This is a genomic window from Mesorhizobium sp. WSM3868 (assembly GCF_002294785.1).
Lineage (GTDB): Bacteria > Pseudomonadota > Alphaproteobacteria > Rhizobiales > Rhizobiaceae > Mesorhizobium.
In genome coordinates this window covers 142,230-155,562 of record NZ_NSGB01000006.1, presented here as the reverse complement: position 1 = coordinate 155,562, position 13,333 = coordinate 142,230, and the positions used below count along the sequence as shown (strand labels likewise).

At 64.5% G+C, this 13,333-nt stretch carries 14 protein-coding genes; 7 read left to right on the top strand and 7 right to left on the bottom strand.

Features of this window, described 5'->3' with window-relative positions; translation table 11 throughout:
* Positions 1-10: 10 nt before the first annotated feature.
* The 3 genes from scpA to CK221_RS29740 are packed head-to-tail and all read right to left on the bottom strand — an operon-like array spanning position 11 to position 3,842.
* Positions 11-2,134, bottom strand: a complete 2,124-nt coding sequence (scpA, locus tag CK221_RS12330) for a methylmalonyl-CoA mutase (protein WP_095777914.1) — start codon at positions 2,132-2,134, stop codon at positions 11-13.
* Positions 2,131-3,573, bottom strand: coding sequence for a methylmalonyl-CoA mutase subunit beta (locus tag CK221_RS12325; protein WP_095777913.1), 1,443 nt, complete (start codon positions 3,571-3,573; stop codon positions 2,131-2,133). The genes scpA and CK221_RS12325 overlap by 4 nt, the downstream gene beginning before the upstream one ends.
* Before the next feature lie 56 nt (positions 3,574-3,629).
* Positions 3,630-3,842 (bottom strand): hypothetical protein, encoded by a 213-nt coding sequence (locus CK221_RS29740; RefSeq protein ID WP_143749033.1) that lies wholly within the window; start codon positions 3,840-3,842, stop codon positions 3,630-3,632.
* Between CK221_RS29740 and CK221_RS12320 the strand changes: the two genes are divergently transcribed.
* Positions 3,843-5,366: a helicase HerA-like C-terminal domain-containing protein gene (locus CK221_RS12320; RefSeq protein WP_095777912.1), complete on the top strand. Its 1,524-nt coding sequence runs from the start codon at positions 3,843-3,845 to the stop codon at positions 5,364-5,366.
* A gap of 33 nt (positions 5,367-5,399) precedes the next feature.
* Here CK221_RS12320 and CK221_RS12315 read toward each other — a convergent pair whose 3' ends face one another.
* Positions 5,400-6,050: a LysE family translocator gene (locus tag CK221_RS12315; protein WP_095777911.1), complete on the bottom strand. Its 651-nt coding sequence runs from the start codon at positions 6,048-6,050 to the stop codon at positions 5,400-5,402.
* Positions 6,051-6,084: 34 nt separating this feature from the next.
* Positions 6,085-6,708, bottom strand: a complete 624-nt coding sequence (locus tag CK221_RS12310) for an FMN-binding negative transcriptional regulator (RefSeq protein ID WP_095777910.1) — start codon at positions 6,706-6,708, stop codon at positions 6,085-6,087.
* 77 nt (positions 6,709-6,785) lie between these two features.
* On the opposite strand from CK221_RS12310, the gene CK221_RS12305 reads away from it, so the two are divergent.
* Positions 6,786-7,805: a PLP-dependent aminotransferase family protein gene (locus CK221_RS12305; RefSeq protein WP_348628432.1), complete on the top strand. Its 1,020-nt coding sequence runs from the start codon at positions 6,786-6,788 to the stop codon at positions 7,803-7,805.
* A gap of 17 nt (positions 7,806-7,822) precedes the next feature.
* Positions 7,823-8,212 (top strand): hypothetical protein, encoded by a 390-nt coding sequence (locus CK221_RS31250; RefSeq protein ID WP_348628431.1) that lies wholly within the window; start codon positions 7,823-7,825, stop codon positions 8,210-8,212.
* 11 nt (positions 8,213-8,223) lie between these two features.
* On the opposite strand, the gene CK221_RS12300 is transcribed toward CK221_RS31250, so the two are convergent.
* Complete coding sequence (locus tag CK221_RS12300; RefSeq protein ID WP_095777909.1) at positions 8,224-9,042, bottom strand: L,D-transpeptidase; 819 nt, start codon at positions 9,040-9,042, stop codon at positions 8,224-8,226.
* A 169-nt stretch (positions 9,043-9,211) separates the two neighbouring features.
* On the bottom strand, positions 9,212-9,874 hold the full coding sequence (locus CK221_RS12295) for a haloacid dehalogenase type II (protein WP_067320889.1): 663 nt from the start codon (positions 9,872-9,874) through the stop codon (positions 9,212-9,214).
* Between the two features lie 251 nt (positions 9,875-10,125).
* Between CK221_RS12295 and CK221_RS12290 the strand changes: the two genes are divergently transcribed.
* From CK221_RS12290 to CK221_RS12275, 4 genes are all read left to right on the top strand, one after another.
* Positions 10,126-11,004 (top strand): branched-chain amino acid aminotransferase, encoded by an 879-nt coding sequence (locus tag CK221_RS12290; protein WP_095777908.1) that lies wholly within the window; start codon positions 10,126-10,128, stop codon positions 11,002-11,004.
* 107 nt (positions 11,005-11,111) lie between these two features.
* Complete coding sequence (locus CK221_RS12285; RefSeq protein WP_095777907.1) at positions 11,112-11,714, top strand: superoxide dismutase; 603 nt, start codon at positions 11,112-11,114, stop codon at positions 11,712-11,714.
* A 160-nt stretch (positions 11,715-11,874) separates the two neighbouring features.
* Positions 11,875-12,312: a cytochrome c gene (locus tag CK221_RS12280; protein WP_066997679.1), complete on the top strand. Its 438-nt coding sequence runs from the start codon at positions 11,875-11,877 to the stop codon at positions 12,310-12,312.
* Positions 12,313-12,321: 9 nt separating this feature from the next.
* A complete protein-coding gene (locus tag CK221_RS12275) occupies positions 12,322-13,266 on the top strand; it encodes a cytochrome c (protein ID WP_095777906.1) in 945 nt (314 codons plus the stop codon).
* Positions 13,267-13,333 lie beyond the last annotated feature (67 nt).

Genomic DNA, 13,333 nt, shown 5'->3' with positions numbered 1-13,333 from the left:
AAGATGTAGGCTATCCAACCGCCAGCAATCGATCCATCAGCCTGTCCGCCGCTTGCGGGATGACGGTGCCCGGCGGGAAGATTTCCGCCGCCCCAGCCTTCAAGACCGCGTCGTAATCCTGTGGCGGGATGACGCCGCCGGCGACGATCAGCATGTCGCCATGGCCGAGCTTCCTCAGCGCCTCCTTGAGCTCGGGGATCAGGGTCAGATGTCCGGCCGCAAGCGAGGACGCGCCGATGATGTCGACATCATGCTGCACCGCCAGCTTTGCGATCTCCTCCGGCGTCTGGAACATCGGTCCGACGGTGACGTCGAAGCCGAGATCGGCAAAGGCGCTGGCGATCACCTTCTGGCCGCGATCATGGCCGTCCTGGCCCATCTTGGCGACCAGGATGCGCGGCTTTGCACCGGACTTCTTCTCGAAGGCTTCGAGCTTGTCCTTGAGCCGGTCGACCGCCGGATTGTCGCCGAGCGCGTCGCGGTAGACGCCGGAGATGGTCTGCACGGTGGCTGCATGGCGCCCGAACACTTTCTCCAGCGCCAGCGAGATCTCGCCGACGGTCGCATTGGCCCGCGCCGCGCGGATCGCGAATTCGAGCAGGTTCTCGCCGCTTTCAGCCGCGCGGGTGAGGGCGGTTAGCGCATCCTCCAGGGCCGCGACGTCGCGCGTGCCTTTGAGCCGCTGCAGCTTCGCCAATTGCCGGGCCTTGACCTCGGCATTATCGATCTTCAGCACATCGACCTCGATGTCGGCTTCCGGGCGATGCGCATTGACTCCGACCAGCACCTGCTCGCCGGAATCGATGCGTGCCTGGGTGCGCGCCGCCGCTTCCTCGATGCGCAGCTTCGGAATGCCTTTCTCGATCGCCGCCGCCATGCCGCCGAGGTTTTCGACCTCCTCGATATGAGCCAGCGCGCGGGCCGCCAGATCATGCGTCAGCCGCTCGACATAAGCCGAGCCGCCCCACGGGTCGATCATGCGCGTGGTGCCGGATTCCTTTTGCAGGATGAGCTGCGTGTTGCGGGCAACGCGGGCCGAATGGTCGGTCGGCAGCGCCATCGCCTCGTCGAAGGAATTGGTGTGCAGCGACTGGGTATGTCCCTGCGTTGCCGCCATCGCCTCGATCATCGTGCGGGTGATGTTGTTGTAGGGATCCTGCGCCGTCAGCGACCAGCCCGATGTCTGGCAATGGGTGCGCAGCGACAGCGAGCGCTCGTCCTTCGGCGCAAAATTCTTTTTCATCAGGCTCGACCAGAGCAGCCGCGCGGCCCTGAGCTTGGCGACCTCCATGAAGAAGTTCATGCCGATCGCCCAGAAGAAGGAAAGGCGCGGCGCGAACCGGTCGATGTCGAGACCCGCGGCGACGCCGGCGCGCGCATATTCGATGCCGTCGGCGATGGTGTAGGCGAGTTCGAGGTCGGCCGTCGCGCCCGCCTCCTGCATATGATAGCCGGAGATCGAGATCGAATTGAATTTCGGCATGTGCCGCGAGGTATAGGCGAAGATGTCCGACACGATCCGCATCGAAGGCTTCGGCGGATAGATGTAGGTGTTGCGGACCATGAACTCCTTCAGAATGTCGTTCTGAATGGTCCCGGCGAGGTCTTTCTGCGCGACACCCTGTTCCTCCGCCGCCACGATGTAGAGCGCCATGATCGGCAGCACGGCGCCGTTCATGGTCATCGACACCGTCATCTCGTTGAGCGGAATGCCGTCGAACAGCTGGCGCATGTCGAGGATGGAATCGATCGCCACGCCCGCCATGCCGACATCGCCGGCGACGCGCGGATGGTCGCTGTCATAGCCGCGATGGGTCGCGAGGTCGAAGGCAACCGACAGGCCCTTCTGGCCGGCCGCGAGGTTGCGCCGGTAGAAAGCGTTGGATTTCTCCGCCGTCGAGAAGCCGGCATATTGCCGGATCGTCCAGGGCTGCTGGACATACATGGTCGGGTAGGGGCCGCGCACGAAGGGCGGCAGGCCCGGATAGGTGTCGAGATTGGCCAGGCCCTTGAGGTCGGCCTGCGTGTAGAGGTGTTTCAGGGCGATGCCTTCCGGCGTCATCCGCTGGCCCTTGAGCTCGACCGGCGCGCGGCGCGGCGCCGACCAGCCGATCTGGCTGAAATCCGGGATCATGAGCCGGCTCCGATCGACTGATCGATGCGAACTGGAAACAGCGGCTCGCAGGTCGCCACGCCTTCTGTCAGCGCGGGCCGGCGTTCGGCTTTCAATGTCTCGACGGGGCGCTCGCTGCCGGTGCGGAACAAGCTGGTGCCGATGATGCCGCGTTCACCGGCCCGATAGCCGGCATTGCGCTTCGCGGCGGCCGTCTGCACACGGTTCTGGATATTGCCCTGCTGCAGGCTGTTGAGCACGCCGCCCTCGGCCTCGATGCGCTGAAATTCTTCCCAGGCCGCCAAGCAAAGACCGTCGGTCAGCGCCTCGACCGCTCCGGAGCCGCTGGCCGGATCGGCCACGTGATGGAGATGGCTCTCATGCGCCAGGATCAGCTGCGCGTTGCGGGCGATGCGGCGCGCAAAACCGGCCGGCAGTCCATGCGCGATGGTATGCGGCAGGATCGAGACGGAATCAGCGCCGCCGGTCGCCGCGGCAAAAGCGGCAATCGCGGTGCGCAGAATGTTGGTTTCCGGATCCGCCATCGCCATCATGCGATAGGAGGTCTCGGCGTGGACGTTCGCCGTCGAGGCCGGGATCGAGCAGGCTTCCTGGATCCGCGCCCAGAGCTTGCGCAACGCCCGCACCTTGGCCATCGACAGGAACTGGTCCTGGTCGACGCTGAGGGCAAAGCCGATATAGGGCGCGGCATAGACCAGCGGCTGGCGCGCCTTCTCGAACATCCTGAGATAGGACACGGCGGAAGCCATCATCGTGCCGAGCTCCTGCGCCTCGGTGGCGCCGGCATTGTGGAAGACGCGGCCGTCCGCTTCGAGCAGCACGCCGGGCACGCCCATCGAGAAGAAATGCGCCAGCGATTGCGGCATTGACTCCTGCAGCGCCTCGATCGAGGTGCGCAGCCGTCCGGTGCCGGCGAAGATCGCCGCCGGGTCGATGCCGAAGGAAAGGTTGAGCTTCGCCGGATCGGAGCGGCGCCGGGTCAGGAAGGCGAGCAGCCAATCCGCCACGGCGCGGCTCCACGGATGCGCATCGATGCGCACCTGGACCCGGTTGAGCGGCACGCCGTCGAGCACCGTTTCCAGCGCCTCCGCGGTTCTCGGCAGCCCGTAGCCGAACGCATTCGGCGCGCCCTCGAAAACCAGCGACAGGCCGGTCGCGCCCTCAGCGATGTCCTGCAGCGCCTGGGCGCTGGCGCGGGCGATATCCGGATCGTCGATGCGCTGGCTGACGATCCATGGCGACTTCGGATTGGTGCGCACCACCGGCTCGGCTGTCGTCGAACGCTCGCTGAGCGGCTCGATGCGGATGCCGTCATCGGTGTGCGAAACAAGCTTCTGTTCGAAAGCGCCGCCGGCAAGCGCTTTTTCCGCCAGCGCCAGCCAGCGCTTGGCGTCCGGGTCTGGAAGGTCGACATCCCTAGTCAAGGCGCCGGCGCCCATCGCACTCCTCGTCTCTCGGCCGCATCAGCCACCAGTCTATGGTCCCCCGCCGCATATCACAATGCGACATCCGTCGCGGTTGTTCCGGCAGCCGCTAATCGATTGCCAAACATGCGCAAAATCCGCAAGCTCAGTAAGGTGATTTCGATGCCAGCGTCAAATTCGAATAGCGCCAAAATTGATGATGGGCATTGTCGCCCGCCGATCGCGTTACTATCCTCCATGAGACCGGGCGTTTTTTGGCGGAAGAGATTGCGGAGACCAGACATATGGCTGACCACAACAGCATCTTCATCGGCGCCAGCCGCAAGCCTGATGATTCCTACCAGCGCGCCGAGGAACTCCTGCTGCGCTACGGCAACCGCCACGGCCTGATTACCGGCGCCACAGGCACCGGCAAGACGGTCAGCCTGCAGGTCTTGGCCGAGGGCTTTTCAAATGCCGGCGTCCCGGTCTTCTGCGCCGACATCAAGGGCGACCTTTCCGGCATCGCCATGATGGGCGAGGCCAAGGATTTCCTGGTCAAGCGTGCAGAGCAGGTGAAGCTCGATCCCTATCAGTTTCAGGAATACCCGGTCATCTTCTGGGATCTGTTCGGCGAGCAGGGTCACCCGATCCGTGCCACCATCTCGGAAATGGGACCGCTGCTTTTGTCGCGGCTGATGAACCTCACCGAAGCGCAGGAAGGTGTCATGAACATCGCCTTCCGCATCGCTGACGAAGAGGGCCTGCTGCTGCTTGATCTCAAAGATCTGCAGGCGCTGCTCGCCAACATCGCCGAGCGTGCCGACGAGCTCAGCGCACGCTACGGCAATGTCACCAAGCCTTCCGTCGGCGCCATCCAGCGCACGCTTCTGGTGCTTGAGCAGCAGGGCGCCGCGAACTTCTTCGGCGAGCCGGCGCTGCGCATCGCCGATTTGATGCGCACCACCCGCGACGGCCGCGGCGCGATCAGCGTTCTGGCCGCCGACAGACTGATGATGAATCCCAGGCTCTATGCCACTTTCCTGCTCTGGCTGATGTCGGAGCTGTTTGAGGAACTGCCCGAGGTCGGCGATCTCGAGCGGCCGAAGCTGGTCTTCTTCTTCGACGAGGCGCATCTTTTGTTCGAGGACGCGCCGAAGGTGCTGGTTGATCGCGTCGAGCAGGTGGTGCGGCTGATCCGCTCCAAGGGTGTGGGCGTCTATTTCGTCACCCAGAATCCGCTCGACATTCCGGAAAAGGTTTTGGCCCAGCTCGGCAACCGCGTGCAGCACGCGTTGCGCGCCTATACGCCGCGCGAGCAGCAGGCGGTGCGGACGGCGGCCGACACCTTCCGGCCCAACCCGGATTTCGACTGCGCCACCGCGATCACCCAGCTCGCCACCGGCGAGGCGCTGGTCTCGATGCTGGAGGACAAGGGCGTGCCGGCCATGGTCCAGCGCACATTGATTCGTCCGCCGTCGTCGCGGCTCGGGCCGATCACACCCGACGAGCGCCGCAAGGTCCTTGCCGAGAGCCCGGTCGCCGGGCAGTACGATCAAGCGGTCGATCGCGACTCGGCCTTCGAGATACTGCAGAAGAAGACCAGGGAGGCGCAGGAAGCCGAAGCGCAGGCGCAGCAGGCGGGCACCGGCGGCTCGCGCTGGACAATTCCGGGCTTCGACGATGTGTTGGGAGGGTCGGGCCGCCGGTCCTCCAACCGCCAGACAGTGGCCGAAGCCGCGATCAAGTCGGTGGTGCGTTCGGTGGGCTCTTCTGTCGGCCGCGCGATCGTGCGCGGAATACTAGGGAGCCTGGCGCGCGGGCGGTAGGAGGCCCCATAGCGCCCAACTGAGGCGCGGCAATCATAGGGCAGGGCGCTTGGCTACGGCGAGCCCGATGCCCAGCGCGATCATCGCGCCGCCGGACGCCTCCCGCATCCGGCGTATGATGCCGGAACGGCCTGCCGCGCCTTCCCTGATGCGGCCGGCCGCGAAGGCGACCACGATATCGGCCAGCGTGTTGAGCGTCACCGACACGAAGCCGAGCACCATGAACTGCAAGGCGACGTGGCCGGCGCCGAGATCCACGAATTGCGGAATGAAGGCCAGGAAGAAGGCGGCCGTCTTCGGGTTCAGAGCCTCGACCAGCACCCCTTCGCGAAACGCTCGGCCAGCGCCGACCGCAGGCGTCGGCGAGCCACCTTCCAGCATTGCCTTTGCCTCGCGGCGGGCGGACTGGAAGGTGCGCAAGCCGAGCCAGACGAGGTAGACGGCGCCGATCAGCTTCAGCGCCGTAAAGAGTTCGGCGCTCGCGAGCACGAGGGCGGAAACGCCCAGGCTTCCGGCAAGCACATGAACCATGCCGCCCAGGCCCGTCCCGAAACTGGAGGCGATGCCTTCAGCGCGGCCTCCGGCCAGGGTGCGCGCGGCGACATAGAAGATGCCCGGTCCGGGCGTGATGGCGAGCAGCAGCGCCGCGGCGAAGTACAAGGCGAATTGTGTCAGGTCCGGCATGATCGGCTCGCTGGCAATTGGACTGGGTCGGATGTCAAGACGGGATCAGTTGGGCGACGTCGCGATCCGAAGGCCGGTCGCTCGCTGCTAGACCGGTGGCGACACCGGCGCGATCGGCCGCGTTGCGGTTCTGGCTCATCTTGCGCTTGCCTTGGAGCCGCGTGATCGGCATGCGCAAGCCGACAATGCCTTTGAGTTGCGCCTGGATGAAATCCGGCGGCGCATCCGATACGGACCAAGGCGAGGGGCGTCCGCCTTCATGCAGATTGGTCAGGCGCGTGACGATCTCGAGCAGCCTGTCGGCATCCTCGAAGAATTCGATCGGCCCATAGGCATGAACGGCCAGGTAGTTCCAAGTCGGCACTACCTTTCCGGTCTCTTGCTTGGTCTGATACCAGGCCGGCGTCACGTAGGCGTCGGGGCCCATGAAGATCGCCAGGCTTTCGCCCAGCACCGGTGCGCGCCACTGCGGATTTGCCTTCGCGACATGGCCGTAGATCGTGCCATGCTCGCCCTCGCTCTCGTTGAGCAAGAGCGGCAATGGCGTCGCCTGCGGTCCTTCCGCCGTGGCGGTGACCAGCGTCGCCAGCCGTGCCGCGCGGATCGTCGCCATGAGGCTCTCCCTGTCGTCATCGCGGAAGGCGGGCGGAATGTACATGGCGGAAACTCCTTGCATTGCATTTAAAGATGCAGGAAAGCTGGCTTGCTTGGAACATCCAGTTTTGCAGGTTTTCGATGGTCCAGTTGGAGCAGGAAGGCGTGGCGCGCCGGATCATCGCGGCGATCAAGGCGCAGATCCACAGCGGCGTTTACCGGCCCGGCGATCGGCTGCCGTCGTCGCGGGCCTTTGCCGCCGAATGGGGCGCGTCGCGAACCACGGTGACGGCGGCCTACAACCAGCTCGACGCCGAAGGCTATCTGATCATTCGGCAGGGCGCGCGTGCCATTGTGGCTCCGGGACTGGAGAGGCCGTCAGGGGCGGCTTCCATCGCGGCCGCCTCGCCACGCAACCTCTCGACGTTCGCGCGCAGGCTGCTGGCTTTGCCTTCGCCGGCGGAACAGCAGCCCGCCAAGGTTGCGGATTTCCGCTATGGCGACCTGTCCGGGGCGGACTTCCCGGTGCTGGCTTGGCGAAGGGCCTCGAACAAAGCCATTCTGCGGCGCGGCGCGCGGCTGCGTTATGGCGACCCACAGGGATCGCTTGTTCTTCGCAGCGCCCTGCAAACCTATCTCTGGCGCGCTCGCGGCATCAACTGCGCGCCGGACCAGATCGCCATCGTCAACGGCTCCCAGCAAGGGCTCGACCTCTGCGCGCGGCTGCTGCTCGACTCCGGCGACCCGTTCGTGATCGAGAATCCGGGCTATCTGCTGGCCCGCCATGCCTTCACGGCCGCGGGCGGCGTCGCCGTGCCAGTTGCGGTCGACGCTGACGGGATAAGGACGGATGCGCTGCCGCCGGCCCGTCTGGCTTACGTCACGCCATCGCACCAGTTTCCGCTCGGCGGCGTGCTTTCGGCGACGCGGCGGCATTCCCTCCTGGCCTGGGCCACGGCATCAGGCGCTATGTCGTCGAAGACGATTACGACGGCGAATACCGCCACGACATCGCCCCCATCCCGCCTCTGCAGACGCTCGATCCAGGCTCGGTCATCTATGTCGGCACGCTGTCCAAAACGCTCTCGCCCACCTTGCGGCTCGGTTATCTCGTCGTCCCCGCCGGCCTGCGTCGGGCCTTCAGCGAGGCAAAGCGCCTGACCGACCGGCATGCTCCGATGCTGGAGCAGGACGTGTTGGCCGACCTGCTGACGAGCGGCGCTTACGAGCGCCACGTCCGCAGCATCCGCAGGAAAAATGCCGAGCGCAGAGAGGTCCTGCTGCGGGCGCTGGCCGATCATATCGGGCCAAAGGTGACTGTTTCTGGGGCCGACACGGGCCTGCACGTCGTGGCCTGGTTGAACGGCATCGATTCTGGATGCGAGCCGGCGATCATAGCCGACGCACGTACTGCGGGGATCGGCCTCTATCCGGTATCGCCGCTCTATGATCCGGCCGAGCCGCGGCCCGAAACGACGGGCTTCATCATGGGATATGCTGGTCTCAACGCGGAGGCGTTGCGACGCGGCGTTGCGGTGCTGGCGGATATCGTCGCCAAGCACCGCTGACGAACGCCGGATCAAAAGATCTCGCTGCTCTCCTGCGGCACCGGCCCCAGCAGGACAGAGTCGTCCGGCACGCCGTTGTCGATCGGAATGGCCCGGCGCTCGGGCATGTCGGCCATCGGCTGGCCGACATCTGCTGTGACCACGACCGGCGTCTTGTTGGGCACGCGGTCATAGAGGTCGATGATATCCTGATTGATCAGGCGCACGCAGCCCGACGAGACCGACTTGCCGATCGACCACCATTCCGGCGACCCGTGCAGACGATAGAGCGTGTCCTGGTTGCCTTTGAAGAGGTAGAGCGCACGCGCCCCGAGCGGGTTCTTGAGCCCGCCGGGCATACCGCCGTTCTTGGCGCTGTATTCCGTCAGTTCCGGCTGGCGCGCGACCATCTCGTCCGGCGGCGTCCATTTCGGCCACTTCTGCTTCCATTGCACGACCGCATCGCCCGACCATTCGAAGCCGGCGCGGCCGAGACCGACGCCGTAGCGGATCGCCTGGCCACCCTCACGCACCAGATAGAGGAAGTGGTTGGTGGTATCGACGACGATGGTGCCCGGGCGCTGTCCGGTCGGATCGGGAACGATCTGGCGCAAATATCTGTGATCGATCTTGTTCACCGGGATGGCCGGCAGGTCGAAGCCGTTGTCGGACATCGGCCCATACATGGTGGCGTAGTCGCCGAGCGGCGGCTCGACAGAGGCCGGCGGTGGCGGCTGCACGGCTGCCGGGCGAGGACCGGCGGTCGAGCAGGCGGAAACCGCCGAAGCAGCTCCAAGGGCCGTGAGATTGAGGAAGCCACGGCGGGTGATGCGGAAGGAAGCGTCTGACATGGTTGCCTTTTCTAGGTCTTAATCGCAAGAATGCATGAATCCGCGGGCCGGCCGCCGGCAGCTGTTAACAGTCGGCGGTGATAGGCGGTTCCAATTCTGGCCTCAGGGTGGACAAACAAAGGCGAAGCTGTGACTGCGACACATCTGTTGCACTGCAGCAACAGCACCCTCAAACCCCTGCCAGAAGGCCTTCGAGCGAGGGCAGGATGAGCCCCGGCGGAAAGTCCCGGTATTCGTCGGGCTGATTGGCGCGATTGATCCAGACGGTGCGGAAGCCGAACCTGGCGGCGCCCGCGACGTCCCAGCGGTTGGAGGACTGGAACGACACCGCCCCCGGATAGAGCCGCCAGCCGGTGACCACCATGTCGTAGACCGAAGGATCGGTCTTGAAGCGCTTGATCTCGTCAACCGAGAAGACGTCGTCCAGGATCTGGTCGAGGGCGGCCGATTTCACCGCCGCCCGCAGCATTTCCGGCGAGCCGTTGGACAGGATCGCGAGCTTCGCTCCCGCGGCTTTCAGCGCCTTCAATACCGCCGGCACTTCCGGATAGCAGTCGAGCCGCCAATAGGCTTCCAGCAGCCTTGCCCTGAGCGCCGGATCGGCCGACGGCACCTTGCGCAGCGCGAAGTCCAGCGCCTGCTCGGTCAGTTGCCAGAAATCGGCATAGGCGCCCATCAGCGTCCGCACCCAGGAGTATTCGAGCTGCTTGGCGCGCCAGATTTCGGAGAGAAGCTGGCCGTCCGGCCCGATCTCGCCCGCATGGCGGCGCACCGCGGCGTGCACGTCGAACAACGTGCCATAGGCGTCGAAGACATAGGCTGCATGATGCATAGGAAGAGTTTTGCGGCGCCCGGCCTTGCCGCGCAAGCGCTGATTGCGGTTAATGCATGTCGCCCAAAAGTGGGCAGCGGTTTTCGGAAAGGATCGCATAACACAAAAACCCAACACACATGGCCCATCCCTTTTCGTGCGCCGTGCTTTAAGTGCCTCTGGCCTCAAGGATTTTTTCCGATGTCGGTTGACGCCGGCCGTCAAAGCATCGTCCTATGGCGGCCGGAACTCATCCATACGGACGGCAAACGATGACACTGGCGGCGGCGGCGCAGTCCGCGACATGGACCTATGTGGACGGCGACTGGTACGAGGGCAATGTCGCCATTCTGGGACCGCGCAGCCACGCCATGTGGCTGGGCACCAGCGTCTTCGACGGCGCTCGCTGGTTCGAAGGCGTGGCGCCCGATCTCGATCGTCACGCAGCGCGCGTCAACGCCTCGGCGATCGCGCTCGGCCTGAAGCCTTCCATGACGGCGGAGCAGATCGTCGGGCTGACCTGGGACGGCCTGCAGAAATTCGATGGCAAGACCGCCGTCTATATCAGGCCGATGTACTGGGCCGAGCATGGCGGCTATATGGGCGTGCCGGCCGACCCGTCCTCGACCCGCTTCTGTCTCTGCCTTTACGAGTCACCGATGATTCCGCCTTCGGGCTTTTCGATCGGCGTCTCGCCGTTCCGGCGGCCGACCATCGAGACCATGCCGACCAACGCCAAGGCCGGCTGCCTCTATCCCAACAATGGCCGCGCCATCCTCGAGGCCAAGATGCGCGGCTTCGACAACGCGCTGGTGCTCGATATGCTGGGCAATGTCGCCGAGACCGGCACCTCCAACATCTTCCTGGTCAAGGACGGCCATGTGATGACGCCCGCCGCGAACGGCACCTTCCTTTCCGGCATCACCCGCTCGCGCACGATCAACCTGCTCGGCGACTATGGTTTCAGGACCACCGAGAAGACGCTGTCGATCCGCGATTTCCTCGAGGCGGACGAGATCTTCTCGACCGGCAACCATTCCAAGGTGGTGCCAATCACGCGCATCGAGGACCGCAGCCTTCAGCCAGGACCGGTCGCCAAGAAGGCGCGCGAGCTCTATTGGGATTGGGCGCATTCGACTTCCGCCGCCTGAGCGGACAAAAAAGGCGTTCGGCGCTTCGTTCCGGAGTTGTCCCAACCCATTCCAGACCTATCTTAGTCCGGTAGTTTCACCGGACTTTTCCTGAGGGAGTACCATCCATGGCTTTTGAGTTGCCCGCTTTGCCCTACGACTACGAGGCCTTGCAGCCTTACATGTCGAAGGAGACGCTGGAGTATCACCACGACAAGCACCACAAAGCCTATGTCGACAACGGCAACAAGCTGGCCGCCGAGGCTGGAATGGGCGACCTGTCGGTCGAAGAGGTCGTGAAACAGTCCTTCGGCAAGAATGCCGGGCTCTTCAACAATGCCGCCCAGCACTACAACCATATCCATTTCTGGAAATGGATGAAGAAGGGCGGCGGCGGCAACAAGCTGCCGGGCGCGCTGCAGAAGGCCGTCGATGCCGATCTCGGCGGCTACGACAAGTTCAAGGCGGACTTCGTCGCCGCCGGCACCACCCAGTTTGGCTCCGGCTGGGCATGGCTTTCGGTCAAAGACGGCAAGCTCGCGATCTCGAAGACCCCCAATGGCGAGAACCCGCTGGTTCATGGCGCTTCGCCGATCCTCGGCGTCGACGTGTGGGAGCACTCCTATTACATCGACTACCGCAACGCGCGGCCGAAATATCTCGAAGCCTTCGTCGACAGCCTGATCAACTGGGATTATGTCGTGGAACTCTACGAGAAGGCGAAAGCTTGATCGACCTTTCCGAAAAGCCCCGGCATGACCGGGGCTTTTCTTTTGCCGGCGCAGGAGGGCAATTCCAGTCAAGAAAATCGTTGCGGCGCGGAGGGAATAATTCCACTGCAACGCCCGTTAACGTCTAGTCGCGAACTCTCTTCACCATGGAGCCAATTGAATGAGAAAGCTTGTCATCGCCATCTCTTTGCTCGCTTTTGCCGGTTCGGCCGCTTATGCCGACCCGATCAAGGATCGCCAGGCCCTGATGAAGGAACGCGGCAAGCTCGCCGGCCAGTTGTCCAAGGTCGTCAAAGGCGAGGAGGCTTTCGACGCCGCCGCTGTGCTGACGGCGCTAAAGGCGTTGGAGGCGAACGCCGAAAAATTCGATGCCGAGAAACTTTTCCCGGCCGGCAGCGACAAGGGCGACACCACGGCGGCTCCGAAGATCTGGGAAGACATGCCGGGCTTCAAGGCGGCCGGGGACAAGTTCCTGGCCGACGTCAAGGCGGCAGTGGCTTCGCCGCCGGCCGATGTCGATGCGCTCAAGGCGCAGCTCAACACCATCGGCGGCGACTGCGGCGCCTGTCATGAGACCTACAGGATCAAGAAGGGCTGATCGCCTGATATGGCGTGGCTGAAGAAGCTCGTCGGCGCCGTCATCGTGCTGGGCGGCGCCGGCGCGGTCGCCGGCTGGGCGTTGTCAGCGCCCGTCAGGCTTGATGCCGCGGCCGTCGCGCAGCTTAGCCCCGGTGATGCTGCGAAAGGCAAGCGCATCTTCTTTGCCGGCGGCTGCACATCCTGCCACGCCAAACCGGGGTCCAAGGGTGATGCCCGCCTAGAGCTTGCCGGCGGGCTGGAGCTGAAGACGCCGTTCGGTACCTTCGTACCGCCCAACATCTCACAGGATCAAAAGGACGGCATCGGCGCCTGGAGCGAGGAGGACTTCGCCAATGCGATGCTGAAAGGCGTTTCGCCCTCCGGCGAGCATTTTTATCCGGCCTTCCCTTATGCCTCTTATGCTCGCATGAAGCCGGCCGATGTCGCCGACCTCTATGCTTTCATGAAGACGCTGCCGGCGGTCGCCGGCAAGGCGCCCGGCCACAAACTCTCCTTCCCCTTCAACATCCGTCGCGGCATTGGTCTCTGGAAGCGGCTTTATGTCAGCCCTGAACCGGTCATTGCCTTGCCCGGGGGCGCGCCCGACAAGGTGCTGGCCGGCCGCTATCTGGTCGAGGGCCCCGGCCATTGCGGCGAATGCCACACGCCGCGCGACTTTGCCGGCGGCGTCAAGAAGGCCGAATGGCTGGCGGGAGCCGTGGCCGCCGAAGGCTCGGGCGTGGTGCCCAATATCACCCCGCAAGGCGGCACGAAGGACTGGTCGGAGGCCGACATCGCCAACTATCTCGAAACCGGCTTCACGCCGGATTTCGATTCCGTCGGCGGTGCCATGGTCGACGTGCAGCGCAACATAGCTCAGTTGACGGCCGACGACCGCGCCGCGATCGCGGCCTATCTGAAGGCCGTCCCGCCGCATCCCAACGGCTATCCGGCGCGCAAGCCGGCGAGCTGACCGATGCATATCGGCTGCGCGACACCATCGATGCGATCTGCCTGTGATGTCTCAAGTCCATATTAGT